The organism is Nitrosomonas sp. Is79A3, assembly GCF_000219585.1.
In the GTDB taxonomy this organism is placed as follows: Bacteria; Pseudomonadota; Gammaproteobacteria; order Burkholderiales; family Nitrosomonadaceae; genus Nitrosomonas.
In genome coordinates, this window is the sequence record NC_015731.1 from 765,078 (window position 1) to 789,124 (window position 24,047).

The 24,047-nt window shown below is 44.6% G+C and carries 17 protein-coding genes and 1 pseudogene; 11 read left to right on the top strand and 7 right to left on the bottom strand.

The annotated features are described in order from the left end of the window. Nucleotides 1–76: 76 nt before the first annotated feature. From NIT79A3_RS03485 to NIT79A3_RS03505, 5 genes are all read right to left on the bottom strand, one after another. Nucleotides 77–1,411: a replication-associated recombination protein A gene (locus tag NIT79A3_RS03485; protein WP_013964880.1), complete on the bottom strand. Its 1,335-nt coding sequence runs from the start codon at nucleotides 1,409–1,411 to the stop codon at nucleotides 77–79. Next, nucleotides 1,389–2,015 carry an outer membrane lipoprotein chaperone LolA gene (gene lolA / locus NIT79A3_RS03490; RefSeq protein WP_013964881.1) on the bottom strand — a complete coding sequence of 209 codons (627 nt, stop codon included), beginning with the start codon at nucleotides 2,013–2,015 and terminating at the stop codon, nucleotides 1,389–1,391. Before lolA ends, NIT79A3_RS03485 begins: the two co-directional genes overlap by 23 nt. 56 nt (nucleotides 2,016–2,071) lie before the next feature. Then, nucleotides 2,072–4,366, bottom strand: a complete 2,295-nt coding sequence (locus NIT79A3_RS03495; protein ID WP_013964882.1) for a DNA translocase FtsK — start codon at nucleotides 4,364–4,366, stop codon at nucleotides 2,072–2,074. A gap of 202 nt (nucleotides 4,367–4,568) precedes the next feature. Continuing rightward, nucleotides 4,569–5,498 carry a GGDEF domain-containing protein gene (locus NIT79A3_RS03500; RefSeq protein ID WP_013964883.1) on the bottom strand — a complete coding sequence of 310 codons (930 nt, stop codon included), beginning with the start codon at nucleotides 5,496–5,498 and terminating at the stop codon, nucleotides 4,569–4,571. Nucleotides 5,499–5,718: 220 nt separating this feature from the next. Further along, entirely contained in the window at nucleotides 5,719–6,135 is a 417-nt protein-coding gene (locus tag NIT79A3_RS03505) for an RDD family protein (RefSeq protein WP_013964884.1), read from the bottom strand. 294 nt (nucleotides 6,136–6,429) lie between these two features. Between NIT79A3_RS03505 and NIT79A3_RS03510 the strand changes: the two genes are divergently transcribed. From NIT79A3_RS03510 to NIT79A3_RS03535, 7 genes are all read left to right on the top strand, one after another. Beyond that, on the top strand, nucleotides 6,430–7,125 hold the full coding sequence (locus NIT79A3_RS03510; RefSeq protein WP_013964885.1) for an energy transducer TonB: 696 nt from the start codon (nucleotides 6,430–6,432) through the stop codon (nucleotides 7,123–7,125). 3 nt (nucleotides 7,126–7,128) lie between these two features. Further along, entirely contained in the window at nucleotides 7,129–7,887 is a 759-nt protein-coding gene (locus NIT79A3_RS03515; RefSeq protein WP_013964886.1) for a MotA/TolQ/ExbB proton channel family protein, read from the top strand. After that, nucleotides 7,887–8,306, top strand: a complete 420-nt coding sequence (locus NIT79A3_RS03520; RefSeq protein WP_013964887.1) for a biopolymer transporter ExbD — start codon at nucleotides 7,887–7,889, stop codon at nucleotides 8,304–8,306. Before NIT79A3_RS03515 ends, NIT79A3_RS03520 begins: the two co-directional genes overlap by 1 nt. Before the next feature lie 599 nt (nucleotides 8,307–8,905). After that, entirely contained in the window at nucleotides 8,906–9,130 is a 225-nt protein-coding gene (locus tag NIT79A3_RS18150) for a (2Fe-2S)-binding protein (protein ID WP_013964888.1), read from the top strand. A gap of 377 nt (nucleotides 9,131–9,507) precedes the next feature. Then, nucleotides 9,508–11,832 carry a TonB-dependent siderophore receptor gene (locus tag NIT79A3_RS03525; RefSeq protein ID WP_348225708.1) on the top strand — a complete coding sequence of 775 codons (2,325 nt, stop codon included), beginning with the start codon at nucleotides 9,508–9,510 and terminating at the stop codon, nucleotides 11,830–11,832. A gap of 151 nt (nucleotides 11,833–11,983) precedes the next feature. Continuing rightward, nucleotides 11,984–14,206, top strand: a complete 2,223-nt coding sequence (locus NIT79A3_RS03530) for a hypothetical protein (protein ID WP_348225709.1) — start codon at nucleotides 11,984–11,986, stop codon at nucleotides 14,204–14,206. 260 nt (nucleotides 14,207–14,466) lie between these two features. Beyond that, on the top strand, nucleotides 14,467–15,552 hold the full coding sequence (locus NIT79A3_RS03535) for a multicopper oxidase domain-containing protein (RefSeq protein ID WP_013964891.1): 1,086 nt from the start codon (nucleotides 14,467–14,469) through the stop codon (nucleotides 15,550–15,552). A gap of 74 nt (nucleotides 15,553–15,626) precedes the next feature. On the opposite strand, the gene NIT79A3_RS03540 is transcribed toward NIT79A3_RS03535, so the two are convergent. Further along, nucleotides 15,627–16,226: a hemolysin expression modulating protein gene (locus NIT79A3_RS03540; protein WP_013964892.1), complete on the bottom strand. Its 600-nt coding sequence runs from the start codon at nucleotides 16,224–16,226 to the stop codon at nucleotides 15,627–15,629. Nucleotides 16,227–16,380: 154 nt separating this feature from the next. On the opposite strand from NIT79A3_RS03540, the gene NIT79A3_RS03545 reads away from it, so the two are divergent. Together NIT79A3_RS03545 and NIT79A3_RS03550 are read left to right on the top strand one after the other, a co-directional pair. Beyond that, complete coding sequence (locus NIT79A3_RS03545) at nucleotides 16,381–17,940, top strand: adenylyltransferase/cytidyltransferase family protein (RefSeq protein WP_013964893.1); 1,560 nt, start codon at nucleotides 16,381–16,383, stop codon at nucleotides 17,938–17,940. Nucleotides 17,941–18,083: 143 nt separating this feature from the next. Next, a pseudogene (locus tag NIT79A3_RS03550) lies at nucleotides 18,084–19,309 on the top strand (IS256 family transposase). A gap of 53 nt (nucleotides 19,310–19,362) precedes the next feature. On the opposite strand, the gene NIT79A3_RS03555 reads toward NIT79A3_RS03550, so the two are convergent. Beyond that, nucleotides 19,363–21,192, bottom strand: coding sequence for a sigma 54-interacting transcriptional regulator (locus tag NIT79A3_RS03555; RefSeq protein WP_013964894.1), 1,830 nt, complete (start codon nucleotides 21,190–21,192; stop codon nucleotides 19,363–19,365). Nucleotides 21,193–21,596: 404 nt separating this feature from the next. Here NIT79A3_RS03555 and NIT79A3_RS03560 point away from each other — a divergent pair, with 404 nt between their 5' ends. After that, nucleotides 21,597–23,186 (top strand): alginate export family protein, encoded by a 1,590-nt coding sequence (locus tag NIT79A3_RS03560; protein WP_348225710.1) that lies wholly within the window; start codon nucleotides 21,597–21,599, stop codon nucleotides 23,184–23,186. A 119-nt stretch (nucleotides 23,187–23,305) separates the two neighbouring features. Further along, on the top strand, nucleotides 23,306–24,025 hold the full coding sequence (locus NIT79A3_RS03565) for a c-type cytochrome (RefSeq protein ID WP_013964896.1): 720 nt from the start codon (nucleotides 23,306–23,308) through the stop codon (nucleotides 24,023–24,025). The last annotated feature ends 22 nt before the right edge of the window (nucleotides 24,026–24,047 follow it).

Genomic DNA, 24,047 nt, shown 5'->3' on the forward strand with positions numbered 1-24,047 from the left:
AAATAGCCGGTATAGATTGAAATGATTTTTAGGTATCTCTGAGAATCCCAGTTTCGTTCCATTAAAATTGAGATTGCTATATTTTATGCTTAGCTTGCTTATCCAAATTGCGCAAATAAGTCATTTTTTCTTGTATTTTTTGCTCTAAGCCATAAACCGTTGGTTGATAAAAACTGACCTCCGGCATTTCGTCCGGGAAGTAATTTTCTCCAGCCGCGTATGCCTCCGGGCAATCATGCGCATAGCGGTATGTGTTTCCATGACCGATTTCTTTCATCAATTGGGTTGGCGCATTGCGCAGATGGATGGGGACACGGCGTGATTTATCGTGGGCAATAAAAGCACGTGCTTTATTGTAGGCCAAATAGGCTGCGTTACTTTTCGGTGCGCAAGCAAGATACAAAGCCGCTTGTGCCAATGCCAGCTCGCCTTCGGGGCTGCCCAACCGCTCATAAGTCTCACAGGCATCTAAAGCCAGACGCAAGGCGCGGGGATCTGCCAGGCCGATGTCTTCGCTCGCCATGCGAATCAAACGCCGCCCGATATACAGTGCATCGGTTCCACCATCCAGCATACGGCACAGCCAGTAGAGTGCCGCGTCGGGTGAGGATCCGCGAATGGATTTATGCAAGGCGGATATCTGATCGTAGAACGCGTCCCCGCCGTTGTCAAAGTTGCGTGCATTACGTGGCAATGCATTGAGTACAGTGTCCTTGCTGATTTGCAGTATGTCTTCGGTCTCAGCAGCGGTGCTGATTTGTTCCAGTAAATTCAGCAAACGTCGCGCATCACCATCGGAGAATTCGATCAAGAGATGTCGCGCTTCGTCCGAGAATTGCAGATTACCGAGCGCCAGTTTTTGTGCGCGATCAAATAGCTGAGACAATTCTTCTTGGGATAAGGCAGTGAGCACATAAACCTGCGCACGTGACAGTAGCGCATTATTCACTTCAAACGAGGGATTCTCGGTCGTGGCGCCGACGAAAGTGATCAAGCCTTGTTCAACGTATGGCAAGAATGCATCTTGTTGCGATTTGTTAAAACGGTGTACTTCGTCGACAAAAAGAATGGTATGCCGCCCGCTTTGTTGTAAAACTAATTGGGCTTGTTCAATCGCATTGCGGATATCTTTTATGCCTGACAGCACGGCAGACAAAGCAATGAACTCGCTATTGAACTCGGTTGACATAATGCGTGCCAGCGTGGTTTTTCCTGTTCCCGGCGGACCCCATAAAATCATCGAATGCGGTTTGCCCGATTCAAAAGCCAGACGCAGCGGCTTTCCAGCAGCGAGCAGGTGGCTTTGCCCGATAACGTCGCTCAGATGCTTGGGACGTAACTGTTCGGCGAGGGGTGCTTTGGGTTTGTTGGGTGAAAACAGACCGGTATCACTCGCTGATGACATCTGCATTGTCAGGAGGTATGAATTTAAATAAATCAGCCGGTAAGTTGGGATTCTTATCCAGATCTGAGAATACCAGTAATGTGGTTTGACCAAAATTATCGCGTAACGCCATAATTTTGAGCGCGCCTTCCGGTGAGAATCCCATTTGGATAAACTCAAAAGCGCTTTCTTTACTTTTGGGGATGGCTTCAAGCCATTCAATCTGATTTTGCAGACCGAGCTCAATCAGCTCAAAATTGTCTTCAATGGCGCTGCTACCGGCAAGCAGGGCGGCCGGGCTGCTGCCGATAGCAATATTGAATTGCCGTATGGTAACCTGATTGAGGTCACGATCATAAAACCAGACCTGAGTGCCGTCACCTACGATGAGTTGCTCATAAGGTTTATCATACGTCCAGCGGAATTTCTCCGGGCGCTCAAATTGCATGGTACCGTTTGATTCCTGTAGCGTGCGTGCGTTTTTGTCATACAGCGTTTGTGAAAAATTTGCGCGTACCGTACGGGTTTCCTGGATGAAGGTTTTGAGACTGTCGATGGCGGCCGCTTCAACGCATACCGGTATCAGGCTGACGAATAACAAGAAAAAGAAGGCACAGCTTGAACGAACCATAATGTTCCTGTTGTGATGTTGTCGGGGGATATTAAGCATGGTAGCTGAGAATTGGATCATTCGCCGCGTGCCGGGGCCAATACTTCCCGGTTTCCATTACTTTGCATGGATGAAACCAAACCGGTGCGTTCCATTTCTTCGATGAGCCGCGCTGCGCGATTATAGCCGATGCGCAAATTCCTTTGCACCAAAGAGATCGAAGCGCGGCGGGTTTTGATGACGATGGCGACAGCTTCGTCATAGAGTGGATCGGCTTCACCCTCTGCTGACTTCTTCGGGTCAAGCGAATTACCGGCATCGCTTTCTTCGTCATCAATCTTTAAAATATCTTCGATGTAGTTCGGTTCGCCATGTTCTTTCAGATACTCAACCACCCTGTGTACTTCGTGATCGGCAACAAAAGCGCCGTGAATGCGTTGCGGGTAGCCGCTACCCGGCGGTAAATACAGCATGTCCCCTTGGCCCAGCAGCGCCTCAGCACCCATTTGGTCGAGAATGGTGCGTGAGTCAATCTTGCTGGATACTTGAAAGGCAATCCGGGTCGGAATATTAGCTTTGATCAGGCCGGTAATCACATCGACCGAAGGGCGCTGCGTTGCCAATAAAAGATGTATGCCGGATGCCCGTGCTTTTTGTGCAAGCCGGGCAATCAGATGCTCAACCTTTTTACCTGCGACCATCATCAAATCGGCTAATTCATCAATCACCACGACTATGAGCGGTAATTCTTCCAGGTACTCCGGTGCTTCTGGCGGCGCAAATGGGTCAACTACAGGCTCTTCATTTTTAGCTGCATCACGAATTTTCTGGTTGTAGCCGCCGAGATTGCGGACACCGAGCGCTGACATCAGCTTGTAGCGCCGTTCCATTTCGTTGACACACCAGCGTAGCGCGCTGGCGGCTTCGCGCATGTCGGTTACAACGGGTGTTAGCAGATGCGGGATGCCTTCATATACGGATAATTCCAGCATTTTCGGGTCAATCAGGATCAGGCGGGTTTGATCGGGAGTGGTTTTATAGACCAGGCTTAGAATGACTGCATTAATCGCGACGGATTTTCCTGATCCAGTTGTCCCTGCTACCAGCGCATGAGGCATTTTCGCCAGATCCGATACGACCGGGCGGCCGCTGATATCTTTACCTAACGCAATGGTCAGTGGTGAAGCGGAATCGGCATAGACCTGTGAACTGAGGATTTCCTGCAGTCGCACAATTTGCCGCTTGGGGTTGGGAATCTCGAGTCCCATACTGGTTTTCCCCGGAATGGTTTCGACCACCCGGATACTGGCAACGGATAATGCGCGCGCCAGATCTTTAATCAGATTGATGACCTGATTGCCTTTGACGCCGACCGCCGGTTCAATTTCATAGCGGGTGATAACTGGGCCGGGAAAGGCGGCGACTACTTTCACATCCACACCAAATTCCTTGAGTTTTCGTTCAATTAAACGCGAAGTGAATTCAATGGTTTCCTTGGAAAGTACTTCAAAGTCTTTTTCGGGCTCATCCAGAAGATGCAAAGGGGGTAAAGGCGAGTCGGGTAAATCAGAAAACAGCGAGGGCTGTCTCTCTTTGATGATACGTTGCGATTTAATTATATTCGTGGTTGGCGGCTCAATATGCAGAAGCGGAGTACTCTCTATGCGTTTCTTTTCATTTTCGACAACTTTTTCGCGTACGCGTGATGCTATGATGCCTGCAAATTTGTCTTTTCTTGTTTCCCACAGATCTTTTATCAGTAATAAGAGATTCTCAATGCTTTCACCAATCTTTTCTACAAAACGTACCCAGGATAGGCCGGTAAATTGACTGAAACCAATCGCGATGAATATTAATAATGTCAGTGTTGCACCGGTAAAACCTAATATCTGCGAGAAATAATGGCTTATTGTGCTGCCCAGCATGCCGCCAGGCACCAGCGGTAGTGAAACACTGATGGTGTAAAACCTGAGCGATTCCAATCCGCTACTGGCTGACAATAATAGTAGAAACCCTCCTGCTGAGAGTAACAGGGAGTGCCGGTCAAAAATTCCTGCGGTATCAATACGATGATAGCTCCAGCTCACGGCTGAGAGAAAGAAAGCGACCCACCACCATGCGGATGCGCCAAACAGGTACAGCAGAAAATCAGCCAGCCATGCACCAACGTGTCCGCCCGCATTCTGAATCTGATTGAAATCGCCGCTATGTGACCAGCCTGCATCACCGCGATCATAACTGAAAAATATCATTATGAGATAAAGTGCAGCGCCTACCAGGATCAGCCAGCCGGATTCACGCAATAATCGAGCTACTCTTGGTGAGAAGGAATGGCCACTTTTCTTGGCCATTGGTTTATTCATTAAACTCATGGGTATCTCAGAAACGAAAGGTTTGGTCTGACTGATACACTGAATTATATAAGAGAATTTGAAGTAATTTCTCTAATGCATCGGTAAATACATTTTATTGTTGAAATCTTAGGTATTTGAGTAGGGTCGAGCAAGATAGCATCTGTCTTGGTTTCAATCCTGAAAGTGAAAATGTTCGAGAAAAATCTCAAAATTTATTCAACTAAGATCTTGATCGCGATAAGATAGCAGCTACGTGAGGTTTATCTTTATTGGCAACTTCGGGCAAAGTTGAAACAAAATTCCCTCCGTTCCGTTTTGAAATAAATAGCGCATCTTCTGCACGCTTACATAAATTTATTCTTTTATCGGCTTCACTCAACATAGCGATGCCGATACTTATGGTGATTTTATTTTCTGTGTTTTTATCTATCTTGGCAGTAACTTTTTTGCGAATGGCTTCACATACTTCTTTTGCTTTGGCTAATTCTGTTTCAGGAAATACGATAGCGAATACATTAATGTCTATGCGGTAGAAAAGATCGGATGTGCGGATGTCCGCTTTGATCTCTTGAGAAATTTTTTTTATGGAATCATTTTTATTTCTAAAATCATAGTTATCACTAAATAGCTTTAAGAGATCAATGTCAATAATGGCGACTGATAGATTTCGATGATATCGTTTGCAGCGTAATATTTCGGTGTCTAATTCAGTCTCAAAAGCTTGCCTATTCTTATATCCGGTGATTGGGTCGACCAGTATCTGAGACATTAGGGTGGATATGTCTATATTCGCCTTTTTGATCTTGATGACCATCATCGCGGAGCAAATAATCAATAATAATGTAATTCCCCGATTAAACAGAACAATATTCATCGGTACTGCAATGCCGGGTGATAGGTAGAAACCGGCTATTGTGAACATAATGCCCAACGCAGCAATCAAATAGGTAAATTGAATTCCGCACACCCACAGACTCGCAAATATGACTAAAGCATACGGTACACCGGCCGCAACACCCAATGGCAGATGCAAATCAATTATCAAAATAGAGAGCGTTGCAACTAAGATAATTAGACTATTACCTTGGATTGCGCATTCTCTGAGCAAGAGTTTTAGATTGGTGGTTGCGGAGAAAATTTGGCTACGCATCTGTTTGGAATAAGATCTGTATGAAAGTATGGTTTGTATTCATATTTTACGGATTATGGAAATCAATCTTTAAATATGTAAATGAACACGCCGGAAAAATTATAACAATTTTTTATTATACATTGTTTCTTAAAAACAAAACTTGAAATTCTGTGCATTGCTTAAGTGCATAGATAAGGCCTAATGACTTCCCCAGAAAGTAGCAAATTTTTATCAATTCTTAATTTTCTTTTTTAATGATGCGTGTCCCTGCCAACCGGTCATGAAGAAATTGACGATCCCGGTCCAATAGCGCCCAGATAATTCCAAAACCAAAAAAGAAAATGCCTATTAATGCAAACAGGTATCGTGTAATGGCCTGTTTTTTCGTTAAGCTGCTGCCATCTGCGGCGACAAGTCGCATCTTCCATGTCTGCATAGCCAACGTTTGTCCGCCATGTGTCCAGTACCAGGAAAAGTAGCACCCCATAATAACAAGCAGATAAAACTGAAACAATGGCCTAAAATAGGCGGCTTGTGTATCGCTGAAAATGAGATGAAAAATAAAACTGGCAATAAATAAAACAGCCAATAAGAGAAGAAACTCATAAATCATGCAGATTATTCGCCGCCAGAAACCGGGTGTTGAGGAGATCATGTTTGAATTGGGTCGATAAAAGTGACGCTACGAATGTGATAGCCGAATAAGAATCGCTGAGGAATTAACGGGAATTGTATGCTAAAAAATAATTCAGTATAAGTCTTGGTGATTGATAATTATTATCGTTTGCGTTATTATATTTCATAGATAAGCATAACCCGAATTTATATATATTAACAACATATGTCGAAGTTGTATTGGCGTTCATAAACAAAAAGAAAAATCACTGGCATCCAAGCTATTTTAGATCAAGTAAGTAAGAAGTTTGTCTGGATTATTTGTTATTCTGTAATGCAATCATTATCTCGGAAAAATATTGAGTACTTAGGGTCGCAGCAACGTTTGATCTCATTCCCCGGATTGCTGTTTGTACTCATAGTGCATGCTGCATTATTTTATTTTCTATGGAATCAACGTTTAATTCCACCACCTGAACAAGTGGTTACCTTATTTGCCGAGTTGATTGCATCATCACCGCCTAATACTGCACCTAAAGCCTTGCCAGAACCTGCACCAGTTAAGCTCCAGCCAGCTAAGAAACCTGTGGTTAAGCCGAAACAAGAGCGCCTTGTAGCAAAATCGGCTGTAGCATCTGAGCAGAAACAGGTTGAATCTTTACCAGAACCAGTAATGGAGCAAGCGAAAGAATCCAAACCTGTGGCTGCGGTCCCGCCAACGCAAATGCAAACAGGGCCAGTCACGTTGTCATCGGAGTTGTCTGTTTCTTGTCCTAAATTGACTGCCCCCGATTATCCTGCCATTTCCCGGCGTATGGGCGAAGAGGGTAAATTGGTGCTGCGCGTGGAATTGGACGAAACTGGGCATATTGATGATGCAAAAGTTATAAATAGCAGTGGTTATGAGCGTCTTGATGCGGCTGCATTAACCGCAGTGAAAAGCTGGCAATGTAATCCATCGCTGCGAAATGGCCAGCCGGTTCGGGCTGTTGCCTTACAACCTTTTAATTTTGTACTGCAAGGAAATTAACCAATGGAAAAAGGACTCGGCTTTTCTCACTTTCTCGCTCAAATCGATGGTGTTGGCATCAGTGTGCTGGTATTACTGTTGTCACTTTCAATTGCGAGCTGGTATTTGATCATCACAAAAACTATTGCGAACCTTATTGCTAAACGCCGCGCCGAAGCTTTCCTAAAACATTTCTGGAGTTTTGATTCCCTGCAAGCGGTTAATGTGGAGTTTAAGAATGCCGCCCCGAATAATGCGTTTGCAGAGCTTGCCAAGCTGGGTATTGATGCGGCAGCTGATTCCAAGATTCACAGCTCACATAAATTGGCAGCCGCTGGCGGTGCCAGTGAGTTTCTTACACGCACTTTACGGAACGGCATTGATCAGGAAGCTACCCGTGTTGAAAATGGTCTGACTCTGATTGCATCCGCAGGTTCGGCGGCGCCTTATATTGGTTTGTTCGGAACGGTATGGGGAATTTATCATGCGTTAATACAGATTGGACTCTCAGGTCAGGGCACCTTGGATAAAGTGGCCGGTCCTGTCGGTGAAGCATTGATCATGACAGCATTAGGGCTGGCAGTGGCTATACCGGCAGTGCTTGCCTATAACGCTTTTGTGCGCCGGAATCGTATTTGGCTCGCGCGCCTGGAAGCTTTTGCGCATGATCTGTTCACACTGATTACTGTAGGTGATAACAATGATGCACCGGCTTCTTCACTGCAAACACCGCCGGCGGCTGTCGCAGAAATGACGGACATCGCTGTTGAAAGGGGGCAATAATGGCATTCGGGAGTATGCAAGATAGCGGGCGTCAGGCACCCATGGCGGAAATTAACGTGGTGCCGCTGGTGGATGTCATGCTGGTATTGTTAATAATTTTTATTATTACAGCGCCGCTGCTTACACATTCAGTCAAAATCGATTTGCCAAAAGCTGAGAGTGCTCCCAATATTACTCAGCCGGAGCATGTTGAATTGGCTATCCGTGCGGATGGCAGTCTTTTTTGGAACGGTGAGCCCGTAGCATTGGAACAATTGGCGCCGCGCTTTGCAGCGAAAGTGACTCAGGCGCCTAAAACAGAACTACATATTCGCGCGGATAAGCTGGCACATTATGAGCACGTTGCACGGGTGATGAGCATAGCAGCCAAAGCCGGTATGGCGAGAATCGGCTTTATTACGGATCCTTCGGAGCAGTAAGAACGATCAAAGCCAGTCTTGAATCTTCTTCAGGTAGAGACGTTACAGAAAAAAAGATCTGTTCAGCAAGACTTGGCAGGGCAATATAAAATACCTGATGCGGGAGATTATTTCTGATCTGACAAGCGCTTAGTTTGATACTGCCAAGTTTTCTCACCAGTTACATGCGCTACAGTTTGTTGAAAAACGTTTCCGAGGCAGCCGCCGTAAGGAAAAACAGGCGAAAAAGTGCCGTTTATGCGTGATAAATGAACATTTTGAGCTTGTTTTTAACATCGTAGTGGCATCGCAGATAGTTTCTCAACAGCCTGCTAAGCTCTCAAATCATTCAAGTTTTTTACCATCCTCCTGCGTAATTCCTGGTTATTCAATACTGCATCAGAAATGATTATTTCTAATTTTTGTCGGATTTTCTCTCCAGTTGCACCGTGATGCAGAGATGGTTCCAGGCGCTATAAATTTTGCCTGGGGGAGGGTTGAATGGGATTGCTTTTTATAAAGATGCTGGTATAATTAAGAATCATTCTCATTAGTAATAATTTTTTGATCTTTGTTTTATATATAAATTTATTTCGAATATAGATCTTAAGGTGTTTAATATGTATGTATGTGTCTGCAAAGGAGTAACAGAAAGTGCAATACGCGAAGCGATCTATCAGGGCGCCGATCGCATGAGAGACCTGAAGGCCACTCTGGGGGTTACCGAACAATGTGGCATTTGTGCGTGCCATGCTAAACAGGTACTGGATCAGACATTGGTACAAAAATCCCAATTACAGGATTTCATTCCCCAATCAACATGTATGTGTGGAACTGCAGCCTGAAAAGGAGAAGCAGTAGCGGTATGGTTTTTTCTTTAATTGACGATTGCCGCTTACTTGGCGCGCAGTAAGAAAGCATGAGTTACTAGGAAGTTCCAGATATGTTTCTGTTGTACGAATTCAAGGATGTTTTGGCTAACTGCAAACAGAGTAACCGGTGTAATTAGTCGACGAACCTAATCCAAGCTGCCTTTTAGACCTATCTTCATCATCGGATCCTTTTCCGTCTAATTTGTTATGTTGAAATGACAGTTACCTGTTTCAGGGTTTGGTAAAAACTGCAAAAATAATTACGCCCTAATATTATGATTATCCATGGTCTTGCTCGAAGTATTTATTTTTTTGCAGTATTGATCAGCCTGAGTCTGGCGTTTGTTTTTTTGCCTAAACCAGGTTTCGCAGAATCATTAAATAGTGCCACGCCTGCGCTACGGACCTACAATATTCCTGCTGGTTTCTTGCACGAGGCTTTAATTCAGTTCTCGCAACAAGCGGGGATAAAACTTGCTATTGATCCTGTGAAATTACAGGGAAAAGTAACGCTAGGATTAACCGGCGATTTTGAGATTAAACCAGGGCTGGATCAGTTGCTTGCAGGTTCCGGCCTGCAAGTAGTGCAACAGAACGATAGTTTTACACTTACAGAAGTACCTGGGTCCTCAGCAGATCCTGTCGTGACTACATTGCCTTCAATACAGATCACCGCCAGCAATACAAACCGGTATGCGGCAGTAAGTACCAGTACAGCAACGAAAACCAATACTTTGTTGCGCGATGTACCGCAATCCATTTCGGTGATAACCAATGAACTGATTAAAGATCAATCAATCCGGAGTATCGGTGATGCCGTGCGTTATGTCCCCGGTGTGGGTGTCTCGCAAGGTGAAGGTAATCGTGATGCGCTTGTATTTCGTGGTAACCGCTCGACCGGTGATTTTTTTATAGACGGTATCCGGGACGATGCCGAATTCTACCGGGATCTTTATAACATTGACCGGATTGAGGTGCTGAAAGGCGCAAATGGCATGATTTTTGGCCGCGGTGGTTCGGGGGGCGTTATTAATCGCGTCTCGAAGCAAGCAAACTGGAATCCAATACGAGAATTTACTTTTCAGGGGGGCTCATTTAATCAAAAAAGAATGACGGCTGATGTAGGTCATGTGATTAATGATGTGGCTGCAGTTCGTTTGAATGCCATGTACGAAGATTCTGGAAGTTTTCGAGATGGTGTCAGTATGGAGCGGCTTGGGATTTCACCAACGGTTACAATCAAACCGACTCATCGCACCAAAGTGATCGTAAACATGGAGCGTTTCCACGATGATCGTACGGCGGACCGGGGGATTCCTTCATTTATGGGGCAGCCTGTTGACGTACATAGATCGCAGTTTTTCGGTGATCCTAAACGCAGCAACGCAAAAATTGATGTGTTATCGTTCAACTCGATGATTGAACACAAATTCGATTCCGGTTTTACGCTGCAAAACCGGACGAATTACGCAACTTATGATAAGTTATATCAAAATATATTTGCGAATAGTCAAGTTTTTACCCTTAGAGGAGTGGATTCGTTAAATCTGGGTGCCTACAATAATGCGACCACCCGTGAGAATGTTTTTAATCAGACGAATTTACTCTATTCTTTAAATACTGGTCCGATTTCACATACGCTGATGGCTGGTATCGAGATTGGTCGCCAGGAAACCCATAACAGGCGGCAGACAGGTTTTTTTAATAATGATCTGTCAAGCGGCAGCCTGCGGGTCCCTTTAAATAATCCGATTACGAATGTACCGATTACTTTTTTAACCAAAGATCAGGATGCATTCAATCGGAGTGTGGTGAATGTTACGTCATTATACGTTCAGGATCAGATTGAGCTACTGCCTCAACTTCAGCTAATTGCCGGGGTTCGCTATGATTTGTTCGAAGTGAATTTTCAACAAAAAAATGGCGACAGAACCCACTTAAAGACGAGCGATGGTTTGATTTCTCCACGCTTTGGCATAATTTATAAACCGATACAGCCTGTTTCGATTTATGCGAGCTATAGCCGGGCCTATGTTCCGCGCGCGGGTGATCAACTGACTTCACTAACAGTAACGTCTGCCGTACTTCAGCCAGAAAAATTTACAACCCTTGAAACAGGGGTTAAATGGGATATTCGTCCTGATCTGGCTTTAACAGGCGCTGTGTTTCAACTGGATCGTACAAATGTAATTACGGTTGATCCGAATGATTCATCGCGATCTTTTTTAACCAAAGGCCAGCGCATCCAGGGAGTCGAGGTGAGCCTCAACGGTCAACTGACTTCAAACTGGAGCGTCATGGGAGGGTATGCCTATCAAGTCGGTGAAATTACCAGTACCCAATCAAGTGCCGCCTTAAAAGGCGCATCGGTGGCAGAGCTTCCCCGTCATACATTCTCAGTATGGAATCGATATGATATAACCCCTCGGATTGGTGCGGCTTTTGGTGTGATTTATCGGGGTGGCATGTTTGCTTCGACGGATAATACAGTCAAGATACCGGATTTTACGCGCGTAGACGCCGCCCTATTTGCTCAATTAACGAAACAGGTCCGTGCGCAATTGAACATTGAAAATCTGTTTGATACTCATTATTTTGCAGCAGTGCAAAATAATAACAACATTACGCCCGGATCGCCATTTGCTGTCCGAGCCATGTTGAGCGTTAATTTCTAGTAGCTTGAATAAGTTTAGGCGGGATTTTATTTGATTTTGTAAATGAAAATAGTTATCATTTAGGTTCGTATTATCATTTATAATTTAAGAAGGATCTTCCATAATGTTTTTTTCTAAAGAATGCATCATTTCAATGAGCAGAGCATTGGTTATGTGTTTGAGCTTCAGTGTGCTTGGAATGAGTAGTGCAGGGATACTTGCCGCGACATCGGAGCCGTCATCAAATATTCATGCCATTGAAACGGCAGTTGGGGCTTTCAAAAAGATTGGGACGCTACGAAAAGAGTCGCCAATGAACGCAGATGCTATTACTAATGCTTACGCTGGAACGTTGCAAACACTGGCACAGGAGGTTGATACGGCCAATGCGCTGAGTCTGGATAGCGCAATCCTGGCTGCAATTGATGATATCAAAAAGGATAGAGAGTCAGAATTGGCGGGTCAAGTGATCGATAAGACATTGCAGCGTGTCTTTTATCAAAATATCTGGAATCGAATTACCGCCATACGAGATCAATTTGATGAAGCAACGTCAGCCACATTAATTCAAATGTTAGATGAATCAGTCGCAGCATTCCAAGCGATAACTGGAACTGTTGCAAGAGCCAATCAAGTGCTTACTGCCGATAGACAGTCTATAGAAGAAGGCAGCAATCCAGGATTGGATATTCAGTTTAATGAATCGATTGCGCGAATTAGATCGGCGCTAAACAAAAGCAATCCGACCGAAGATTTCGCAACGGTTGCTGTTGAGCGCTATGTTACGAGGATGTCATTAGCACGTGCGTATTACATTGCGGTTTTACGTGAAGTAGCAGGTGCAATCGAACATCGAAATACAGATCCAGAAGAGACGCGCAAGGAGCAAAAAGAAGGAGAAATTTTTTATCGTATTATCGAATCGCTGATTGCGAGAGATAATCCAACAGGTAATTTGCTCATTAAAGCTCAGCTAACGGGAAATGCCGCAGGCATTGTAGCGGATGAAATCGTGAGCGAATTAAGTAAAGGTTTGACCGGTAGGGTAAAAGGTGAGATGAATGGCCAAGCAGAAAATATTGGCGTAAATCGCGTGCAAGCGATGGCGGAAGCTTCGGGCGCGATGAGTTTTGCTAAGATCCTTTTGCCGGATATAGAGTTACGCCTAGGTGCTAGCGTGCGCAGCAATCTGGAAACTGCATTAAGTAATCTGCAAAGTGCGAGCAGTGAGAATAGTGGGCCGAAATCGGCAGAAGCGCGTCAAGCTATTTCAACGATTCTGACCAATTATGAGAATGAGCTTAATGTCACCAAATACACAAAAACGCATGAGACAGGATTAATCGTTGATGGCGCTGTGGCTGCATTTCAAGCGGTCAGTGAGTTACGGAATCAGTTTCCGTTGGATGCGGATGCGATTGCTGCACAGTATTCCGGTGATTTGCAGCAATTGACGCAGTTCATTGACCAAATGTACGGATTGTCCATTGATAAGGATATTCTGACAGCGATAGATTTCATTAAGAATGAAAATCAAGTTCTGTTAGCTGCTCAAGCGATAGACAAATCTCTGCAGCGCGTTTTCGCCCTTGCTGTGTATAACCGGATAACTTTGGTGGGTGATCATTTCGATGATCTTGCAATAGATGATCTGTTGTTTGAATGGGATCTGGCCTATGCAGCTTACCAGGCTATTATCGGTACGGCAGCCAAGGAGAATATGGTATTGACAGCGGATAAACAAACACTTAAAGCTGGGAGTAATCCGAATTTAGACGATCAGATTACGCTCGCTTTTGTAAATGGTAGGCAAGCCTTAAACAAAGCGAGCGCGGATGATCTAGCGCAGGTTGCGATAGCACGTGAAAACATAGTGATTCCTTTGGTCAGAAGTTTCTTGATTGGTGTGCTGAGCGAAGTCGAAGGGATAATCGCAAAAAGGGATACCGATGCCGACGATGCAAGGGAGAAACAGATTGAAGGAGAGTTTTTCTATCGTATCGTTGAAGGATTTATTTCACAGGATAACCCGTCAGGCAGCAATCGCATCAAAGCGCAATTGATCGGTGGTTTGGAAAATGTAGCCGCTGACGAAATCGTCAGCGAAATAAGCAGAGGCATTATTGGCCAAATGAATAGAAATCTGCGCCTGATGGAATCAGCATTTGGTACTGATAAAGCTCTGGCGATGCTTGCGGCCGAGAGATTATCCTTGTATGCCAATATTTTTCTGCCGGACCTGGAATTACGCTTGGGCGCTTTGCAGCGAGTGAAGATGGAAAATGCACTGCAGGATCTAAAAGAATCCAGTGAATCCGGCGATTCATCCAAAGCGATCGCGGCACGATCGGTGATTGTAGAAGTGATCTCAGCCTATGAAAAGGAGCTAGTTTAGGAATAAATGCCGTACTGTAAGATTCTTCCGGTAGGACATGGTTGCGATTTATAAAAGTATCGCTTTAAGAAATATTTTTGCCTGTGTTTGTTTATAGCAGGTCTAGTCAGCCAGCCAACGTGTTTTCCTCATTAGTAGCCAGCCAATATCCATGACATGCGCGCTTTGTGTGTTTGATTGAAACAGATCGGATGAGGCAAATCATTTTTCAAGACAGTGTTCTGAAAGCATTGTTATATTTAATCAGAAGGAATTTCTTGATGTTGAAAAATAAAATATTGTGTATCGTTGCCATTGTGTGGGTTGAATTCATCAGCAACTCGGTTTTGGCTGAGTCGCTAGACCGGGTATATTGGATAGCGGCTGATGAAGTGGTTTGGGATTATGCGCCTTCGTTTCCGATTAATCCGATGTCGGATAAAGGGTTTGCGGCTGATCAGCGTGTATTTGTAGAACAAGGGATTGGCCGGCGTTATTTGAAATCTGTTTACCGGGAATATACGGAAGGATTTGGTGCGCTAAAACAACGCGGATCCAAGGAAGAGCATCTGGGCATACTGGGGCCCGTGATTCGCGCTTCGGTAGGGGATAAGATTATCGTTCACTTTAAAAACAATACGCGTTTTCCAGCGAGTATCCACCCGCATGGTGTCCTTTATACCAGTGCGCATGAAGGTGCTGCCCATTCTCCTAAAGAGGGGGATAGTCATCATAAACCGAATGGCGTTGTTGCACCGGGTGGAGAACATACCTATTTCTGGGATGTTCCAGAACGATCGGGGCCAGGCAAAAACGATCCATCTTCTATTGTTTGGATTTATCATAGTCATCGTGATGAACCAGCAGATACCAATGCTGGATTGATTGGTCCGATAATCATTACGAAAGAAGGGTATGGAAATCCGGATAGAATTCCTACAGACGTTGATCGTGAATTTATTTCACTGTTTACGGTGTTTGATGAAAACGCCAGCCCATATCTGGATACCAATCTTTCTAACTGCAACGGCGCTTGTGATCCAGAAGATGAAGAGTTCCAGGAAAGTAATTTGATGCATAGTATAAATGGATTGGTCTATAGCAATAATCAGGGGTATGTAATGCGAAAAGGAGAACGTGTGCGCTGGTATATTATGGGCATGGGCACTGAAGTGGACCTGCATACGCCGCATTGGCATGGTGCAACATTGTTACACAATGGCAATCGATTGGATGTGACAGAAGTATTGCCGGCTGCGACCAAAACGCTGGATATGAATCCTGATGTTCAAGGTGTTTGGATGTATCATTGCCACGTGAACGATCATATTAGTGCGGGTATGGTGACAATCTATACCGTGGAATAAATGCAATAAACTGAGCCCGGATTGATTGTCCGGGCTCATGCTTATGAAATTCTGCTATTTATTGAGTGAAGCGTTCAAAGGTGAAAAACTACCATATCAGCACTGATATCAGCGAGATTGACACCAACAAGCTCAATTGATGCATTGGGGCCGAATTCAACGGTTACACCGTCACTTCTCTGATCAATATTTGTTATATACCCAACGAGTTCTGAAAGATCATTTACGCCAATTTTTTCTGCATCAAAAAACAATTGATCTTCACCGATACTAAAGTCTTTAACATGAAAGTGCCCCAGTGCATAAAAACCAAACGTATCATCGCCCGTACCACCGGTTAGTTCGTCATGACCGTAGCCCGCTCTTAGAATATCATTGCCAGCACCGCCCTCCAGTATATCAGTGCCATCCTGACCATCCAGATCGTCTTCTCCGTCATCGCCTTCCACTCTATCATTTCCATCCCCGCCTAATAACTTGTCGTTACCGGCTTCGCCTTCGAGTTCATCGTGACCGGTGCCGCCGATCAAATCAAAATCATCTCCATCAGAACCGATGAAAAGGAAATCATTGGGACCAAATCCTCCAGAACCCAATCCTGGAAATTCTATACCATCGATTATCTCAACCTTCCCTGAGCCGCTACTAGGACGCGGTATTTTATCAAATGCCATGGTTTTACCTCCCGAAATACTGAATCAAATAATTAATTTAAATTTATCAATCTTCTCATTATTGTGCAAATAGTAATGAGAATGATTCCTATTATATTAAATAATAGGTAAAATACAAGACTTATTAATTGAATTAACCAAAACATGCATAATCATGACCGATAAGCTTGATGAATTATTAGTGAAAGCGAAGGATTTAATCGCTACGGGCAAAATGAATGATGCGAGTGAGATTCTGGATCCGTTAAAAAATGAATATCCGCTGTCTCAAGATATTGCGAGGTTATGGTGTTCACTGGCAATGCGCACTAAGCGCACGGCCGACACACTTGTTTACGCAGCAAAAATTTATGCGCATGTGCAAGGTGATTTTCACAAGGCACAGTGGGCACAAATAATGGGGACAGCGAGTTTCATTTTGTTAGATTTATCCGGTGCGCATACACATTTTACCTGTGCGCTGAAACACTTAATGGCGCTGGCAAAATCAGGAAAAATCCCGCCGCAAAAAGCGCTGGCTAAGCGACTGCAATCTGACGAGAATCTATTTGCCACCGGAGAAGCAGAGAATTTGCTGTGGAAGACTTGTGCGGAATTAGCTAAGCTGGATATACCGGCATTTCCTTTTGCCGGCACACTGCTGGGGCTGGTTCGTAACGGATGTTTACTGGATTTCGACAAAGATCTAGATATAGCCGTGCGGATGGAATCCTGGGATGCATGCTGCAATGCATTGGAGCAAGCCGGGTGGGTCAGCTCGCCTATGCGCATTGAATATGCCAATTATCGTGATTATGTGCACCCGGAATTGGGGATTACGCTCGATGTCTGTGGTTTGCAAGCGAGAGGAAAACAGATAGTCGGTGGTTTTTCACTACCTGGTTATCCAGATGACTATCAGCGGGTATCCGTTTTTCCCAAGTTTGATTTGATGCAGCGTAGCTCAGAATACGGTCAAGTCTGGTTTCCGCGGCAGCCGGAAAAAATCCTGACGGCATTTTATGGCGATTGGCGCACGCCAAATCCCAACTGGGATACTGTGATATCCGCACATAATCTGGAAAATTTTACCCTGCTAGTGCGCTGTTATGCGTATCACCGGCTTGTGCAACGCTGGCTATCAGGGGACCTGGCTAAGGCCTGGTGTTATGCGCATCAAATCGCTCTGAAGGATCCTGACAACGTGCTCGCATTGCGTAGCCGTCAGTGGATGGAACGAGCCATGATGCGGTTAAATCGGGAAATTCCCGTGTGGCCGATAAATCAACCGCAACGACGCGTGTATACACGCATGGTGGCCGATTTGTTTCATGAAGGTCATGTGAATTTTTTACAAGCAGCACGCGCATTGGGCACGCATTTGACGGTGTGCGTGGTTTCGGATGAGCGTGTTGTCGAGAATAAGGGGAAACTTCCTGTCATGCAACAAGCCGAACGTGCTGCTGTTGTTGCTGCTTGCAAATATGTGGATGCCGTAATGACGGATACGCCGGTGAATGTCACTAAAGCATTTATGCAACAGCATGGTTTCGACATTTATACTTTCGCGTGCGCATCCGAGCAGGAGCGCTTAGATAAATATAAGCTGTGTGAGTCATTACCGGCAGAAATGATTCAAGAACTCACGTATACACCCGGTATTTCGACATCCAATCTTGTTATGCGCATTCTGGAAGGTGCGGGAAGTAAAGAAGCCGTCATAACGAGTAAGTAGGTGCGATGTGTCTGATGAGTAGACGTACTTATCATTCCCGGTAAGTTTGTGTAATCAAATAAATTAAATGACGAGAGGGTGTAAGAAATTTTGTGTAAGTGGTCATTTTGCAGGAAACTGCTACTTTCAGAAATGGATAAGAAATGACGACAACAAGAACTTTACCCAACGATTTAATTGACCAACTGTTATCAGGCTATAAAAAGCCAGAAGACCTAATTGGAGAGAATGGCTTACTTAAGCAACTCACCAAGGCGCTGATTGAACGTGCGTTACAAGCGGAAATGACTGAGCACTTGGGTCATGACAAACATGCTACTGTCAGCAACCTCACTGGCAATGCCCGCAACGGCAAAAGCAGCAAGACCCTTAAGGGCGAATTTGGTGAGTTGCCGATTGAAATCCCTCGTGATCGCGAGGGCAGCTTTGAACCACAACTGATCTCTAAGCACCAAACACGCTGGACTGGCTTTGATGACAAGATCATATCACTGTACTCGCGTGGTATGACGGTACGCGAAATCCAGAGTCACCTGATCGAGATGTATGGTGCGGAGGTTTCGCCTACACTGATCTCATCCGTTACCGATGCAGTGATGGAAGATGTGAAGCAATGGCAGTCCCGCCCGCTGGATGCAGTCTATCCCGTCATTTATCTGGATTGCATCCACGTCAAAGTCCGTGATGCCGGTGCGGTGCGTACCAAAGCCGTATACCTTGCCATTGGCATAAACATGCAAGGCGAAAAAGAAGTGCTGGGTTTATGGGTCTCGCAGACTGAAGGTGCTAAATTCTGGCTGGGCGTTGTCACTGAACTTAAGAACCGTGGCATACAAGACATCTTCATCGCCTGTGTGGATGGCTTAAAAGGCTTTCCTGAAGCCATTGAGGCGGTCTACCCGCAAGCCACGGTACAGCTTTGCATGTGCATATGGTGCGTAATAGTTTAAATTACGTGGGCTGGAATAAACGCGGTCTGGTTGCAACTGATTTGAAGCGCGTTTACAGCGCATCAACAGCAGACGAGGCAGAGCAATATCTCACTGAATTTGAAGTGAAATGGGATGATGCTTATCCGCCAATTGCTAAATCCTGGCGTAACAATTGGATGCGTATTATTCCGTTCTTCGATTACCCCCCTGAAATACGCAAAATCATTTACACCACCAATGCCATTGAGTCGGTGAACATGAGTTTACGTAAAGTTAGTAAAAATAGGAGCTCATTTCCAAATGATGAAGCTGTTACTAAATTGTTCTATTTGGCACTGATCAATATCAGCAAGAAATGGACGATGCCACTGCGCGATTGGAAACCTGCGTTAAACAGGTTTACTATTCAGTTTGAGGAAAGGATGCCTCAGCAGTAATTACCGCCACTTACACAAAATTTAGGATACCCTCAATGACGAAGACTATTCAATTAATCTGGCTTCTTAATTCCAAGTAATTTCATCCTATAAGCAAAGGTAGAAGGTTTAATACCCAATAGTTCAGCTGCGCCGTCTGTGCCGGATATACGCCAGCCTGCGTGTCGTAAGGCAGCACACATGTTTATTTTTTCTTTTTCGCGAAAAACTGCATCTGTAACGAACTCTGTTTCTCCGGATGATGGTATATATACTTGGGTTTGCGTGGCTTCATTATTACCAGGCATAGCCAAATCTAGTCTGAGCCGCTTGCCTTTTGTAAGAATTACAGCTCGTTCAATGACATTTTTGAGCTCTCTGATATTGCCGGGCCAATGATACCTATTCAGAATGTCTAATTGCTGTTGGGTCAATGATAAAGAATCATGTCCCAATTCAATGCAGATGCTACTTAAGAATTGGGCCGCCAGAGGACCGATATCTTTGACACGCTCTCGCAATGGCGGCACTTCGATAGGAAAAACACTTAAGCGATAAAACAAATCCTCACGAAACCGGCCAGCATCGACCTCAGCCTTTAAGTTACGGTTAGTTGCAGCAATAATTCGTACATTGCTATTAATAGTTTTGTCGTCTCCCACGCGCTCAAACTCATGTTCTTGGAGCACTCGTAACAATTTTCCTTGCAAATCGATCGGTATCTCACCGATTTCATCAAGAAAAAGAGTGCCGCCTTCAGCCAACTGAAAACGCCCAATCCGATCGCGATGAGCGCCGGTAAATGATCCGCGAACATGCCCAAAGAATTCACTTTCAAAAAGATTCTTGGGGATAGAGGCGCAGTTCACTTTCACAAGTTGCTTGCTAGCTCTGGAGCTATTCACATGAATTGCGCGTGCAACCATTTCTTTTCCAACACCTGATTCTCCCAGAATTAGAACGCTTGTCGGCATTTTGGCCACTGCTTCAATCTGGGCAAGCGTGCGTTTTAAAGCTTGGCTTTCGCCGATAATCTCGCCGAAATGGATCGTGACATTTATTTCATCCCGTAGATAGTCAAGCTCATGTTCTAGCAAATCCTTCAGTATTTTGATCTCTTCATAGGCCAGCATACGCTGCTGTTCGTTTTTTTTGCGCTCAGTTATATCCCGGAAGATAACGACTGCACCCGTGAGCTGGCCGTCTTCTCGAATCGGTGTGCTTGTATACTCAACAGGAACTGCGGTACCGTCGGTATGCCAAAATACTTCGTTGTCTCCATGATGCACCGTGCCATCTTGAAGAGCGGCGTAAATTGGACATTCGCTGCTTGGATAGGGCGAGCCGTCAGGATACGAATGATGATGGATGGCATGCAATGGTTTTCCAATCACATCTACGCCACGCCAGCCCAGTATCTGAGTGGCAGCTTCATTGACAAAAATTGTATTGCCTTGGTTGTCTACTCCGTAGACACCTTCTCCAGCTGCGTTAAGGATTAACTCGTGTATGGTTTGTAATCGACGTAGTTCGTTTGAAGTTTGGCCGTGCTCAGTAAGGTCACAAAATACAAGTAACACCCAAACTTCTGTGTCATGGTTCGGTTGTATGCGCCATGCTGATAACAATCCTTGATGCAACAGCAGGCTAAGGTGATTCTTCGCTAATAAAGTAACAGGGCATTCAATTAAGATCCGGCCGATATGCGCCACTTGCTCAATCTGATTTGTAACATTATGCGAATCATCAAATAATTCCTCAACAGCTAAGGCAACGGTCTCTGTTGCAGACAGATTCAGATAGTTACGCCAAGTTTCGTTGATGTCACGACAAATAAGTGTGTCATCAAGTATTGCAAGGAACAGGGGCGAATTTTGAAACAGTGTTTTAAAGGTATTAATCATCACAAGTAGATTCACAAATTTTTGAGAATAATATCTCAATAAATTGAGAATAACGAAATATTGTTCCTGTATTAATAATAAAAAAACAATTTAATCAACAATTTATTTTTGGCATGAATAATGCTAAACATATTCCGGCACTAACATCTATATCTAAATTCAGGGGCATTTCAGAACGGAGGAGGATTCCTTGTTTGCTGTGGACACAATGCTGAATTCAGCTTTGCTGAAATATAGATTTATCACCGGTATAAGTATTTAAAATAAAAGGAAAGGAAATTAAGTTAATGAAAAAATTATGCTATTTGATACCTTCATCGGTGACAACTAAGCGGTCAATAAGAATCCTACCAACAAGAGTACGTGAATTATTCCTGAAAATCTGTTTATGCTGTTTAGGATTGATGTGTCTGGCCTTTCAAGTGCAGGCGCAGACGCAAGCTCCGGCTCCGGCAAATACAAATCCGCCTGCAACAACCACTGCAGCGGCTGCAACTGGGGTCAGTGCACCCAGTGGTGCTGTTGACATGTCAAAAGTTCCGCCAGTTACCGCTCCATCGCGCCCTGGCTTATTTCTGTTGCCGCCAACCGGACCAGGTTATTTTTCACTGTGGGATTTGATCACCGGTAATAAGCGTGAAAAACCGCCGGTTGCCCCTTATGCACCATTTGCACTGCTGACTACTCCCGCATACGACATTGATTTCCGCTACCTGGATACCCCAGGGCATGAAAAAGATATTTTTGACCCCGTCAAAAGAATGCATCTCGGCAATGACTGGTTGCTCTCTTTTGGTGGTAATTTTTGGTACCGCTACACGCATGAAACGGATAGCCGTTTAAATGCAGCCGGTACTAATAATGACTTCCATATGTTGCGCACACGATTCCACGCGGACTTATGGTATAAAGACAAAGTACGTTTGTTTGCAGAAGGTATTGATGCGCGTGCATTCGGCTCCGAATTGCCTCCGCTCGTCACGGATAGAAATCATGCAGACATACTCAATCTTTTTACCGATATAAAAGTTGCCAGTGTTAACAATGGTCCCGTTTATGTGCGTGTCGGCCGTCAAGAATTAATGTACGGCTCACAAAGATTGATTTCTACGCTCGATTGGGTCAACACCCGCAGAACATTCCAAGGTGTCAAAGCTTTCTGGCGCACGCCGACATGGGACGTTGATGCATTCTGGATGCGCCCGATGATTATCGAAAAAGGTAATGTTGATAACTGGGATACGCAACAGAATTTTTATGGCCTGTGGGCTACCAACAAGCCGAAACCCGGTCATTTAATTGATCTCTATTTCCTCAGCCTGGATAACAATAGAAATCTTAGTTCAGCCAATGTGTTAACAGGAAATATTCTGCAAGGAAACTCAAACCTTCATACCCTGGGTGGCCGGTTTGTTGGAAATTTTGACAATTTATTATACGAATTGGAAGGTATGTATCAGTTCGGTCAACGGTCCAATTTGGATGTTTCCGCCTTTGCAGTTGCGAGCGGCGTGGGTTATCGTTTACCCTTGCCGATGAATCCACAAGCTTGGATACGCTATGATTTCGCATCCGGCGATAGCAAATCCAATGATGGCAGAAGTAATACATTTAATCAGCTCTTCCCGTTCGGTCACTACTACATGGGTTTCCTGGATCGTGTAGGACGTCAAAATATACATGACATCAATGCGCAATTCACCTTACATCCAATGCCATGGTTTACGTTTATTTCCCAGTACCATAGATTCTATCTGGCGAATAACACCGATTATTTATATAACGCTTCTGGCTTAGCCACCATGAGAGACCCAACAGGCCAATCAGGCAGTCATGTCGGCGATGAGATCGATTTTCGTGCGAACTTCCATGTAAACCGCCATCAAGATGTGCTGGTCGGTTACTCAAAACTGTTTAGCGGTAATTATCTAGAGAAACAACGGCCAGGAATCTCGGCTGATCTTTTCTATGTTCAGTACAATATCCGTTTTTGATAATTTCCTGAGACTGCTTCCATGCAGCTTTGTAGCTATTTATTTTGATTAAAAAATGACAACAGTGCGCGATCATTCTTCGCTAATTTGACTACCTATAGATGGGAAAGAAATCCTAAATGATGCGTTTTATTTTATGGGCATTTTTTTGTATGACTTGTGTGTCGTCCGTTTATGGCGGCACACCTGTTGAAGTACCGGACACGATGGCTGAACGCATTAGGGCTTGTACCATTTGCCATGGCGCTGAAGATAAAGCGGGGCGTGATGCTTATTACCCTCGCATAGCGGGTAAGCCACAGGGGTATCTCATTAATCAGTTACGCAATTTCAGGGATGGCCGGCGTTATTATCAACCGATGGCTATTCTGTTGGAAAACATGTCAGATGAATACTTATATGAAATAGCCCAATATTTTTCTTCTCTACAGTTGCCCTATCCTTTACCAGAACAAATTTATATGCAACCCGAGGAAATCGAACTGGCAGAACAACTTATTCGTATGGGAAATCCAGGGAGGAATATTCCAGCATGCAGCGCTTGTCATGGAGATGATTTGATGGGTATAGAGCCTGCTATCCCGGGATTGCTGGGATTATCCCGAGCTTATATTACGGCGCAGCTAGGTGGATGGCGAAATGGAGGCATTATGCGCGGTCAAGTGCCTGACTGTATGTCTGAAATTGCTAAACAATTGACCGATGATGAAGTTAATGCGGTTGCGAAATGGTTAGCAAATCAGTTTGTTTCAGGGGAACCAAGACCAATTAGTACGCTTTTACCTGAATTAGTGCATCGTTGCAGCCAAAACATCACGGAAGCCGAGGGTAAAGAATGAGGCATTTGGCTATAAAATATAA

What these genes read in the sequence shown, in the direction of transcription:
- NIT79A3_RS03500 (WP_013964883.1), bottom strand. Translation starts at nt 5,498, where the DNA reads ATGCGTAGCCAAATTTTCTCCGCAACCACCAATCTAAAACTCTTGCTC.
- NIT79A3_RS18150 (WP_013964888.1), top strand. Translation starts at nt 8,906, where the DNA reads ATGTATGTATGTGTCTGCAAAGGAGTAACAGAAAGTGCAATACGCGAA.
- NIT79A3_RS03540 (WP_013964892.1), bottom strand. Translation starts at nt 16,226, where the DNA reads ATGGCATTTGATAAAATACCGCGTCCTAGTAGCGGCTCAGGGAAGGTT.
- NIT79A3_RS03505 (WP_013964884.1), bottom strand. Translation starts at nt 6,135, where the DNA reads ATGATCTCCTCAACACCCGGTTTCTGGCGGCGAATAATCTGCATGATT.
- NIT79A3_RS03545 (WP_013964893.1), top strand. Translation starts at nt 16,381, where the DNA reads ATGACCGATAAGCTTGATGAATTATTAGTGAAAGCGAAGGATTTAATC.
- NIT79A3_RS03520 (WP_013964887.1), top strand. Translation starts at nt 7,887, where the DNA reads ATGGCATTCGGGAGTATGCAAGATAGCGGGCGTCAGGCACCCATGGCG.
- lolA (WP_013964881.1), bottom strand. Translation starts at nt 2,015, where the DNA reads ATGGTTCGTTCAAGCTGTGCCTTCTTTTTCTTGTTATTCGTCAGCCTG.
- NIT79A3_RS03530 (WP_348225709.1), top strand. Translation starts at nt 11,984, where the DNA reads ATGTGTTTGAGCTTCAGTGTGCTTGGAATGAGTAGTGCAGGGATACTT.
- NIT79A3_RS03535 (WP_013964891.1), top strand. Translation starts at nt 14,467, where the DNA reads ATGTTGAAAAATAAAATATTGTGTATCGTTGCCATTGTGTGGGTTGAA.
- NIT79A3_RS03555 (WP_013964894.1), bottom strand. Translation starts at nt 21,192, where the DNA reads ATGATTAATACCTTTAAAACACTGTTTCAAAATTCGCCCCTGTTCCTT.
- NIT79A3_RS03515 (WP_013964886.1), top strand. Translation starts at nt 7,129, where the DNA reads ATGGAAAAAGGACTCGGCTTTTCTCACTTTCTCGCTCAAATCGATGGT.
- NIT79A3_RS03560 (WP_348225710.1), top strand. Translation starts at nt 21,597, where the DNA reads ATGTGTCTGGCCTTTCAAGTGCAGGCGCAGACGCAAGCTCCGGCTCCG.
- NIT79A3_RS03510 (WP_013964885.1), top strand. Translation starts at nt 6,430, where the DNA reads ATGCAATCATTATCTCGGAAAAATATTGAGTACTTAGGGTCGCAGCAA.
- NIT79A3_RS03485 (WP_013964880.1), bottom strand. Translation starts at nt 1,411, where the DNA reads ATGCAGATGTCATCAGCGAGTGATACCGGTCTGTTTTCACCCAACAAA.
- NIT79A3_RS03495 (WP_013964882.1), bottom strand. Translation starts at nt 4,366, where the DNA reads ATGAGTTTAATGAATAAACCAATGGCCAAGAAAAGTGGCCATTCCTTC.
- NIT79A3_RS03565 (WP_013964896.1), top strand. Translation starts at nt 23,306, where the DNA reads ATGATGCGTTTTATTTTATGGGCATTTTTTTGTATGACTTGTGTGTCG.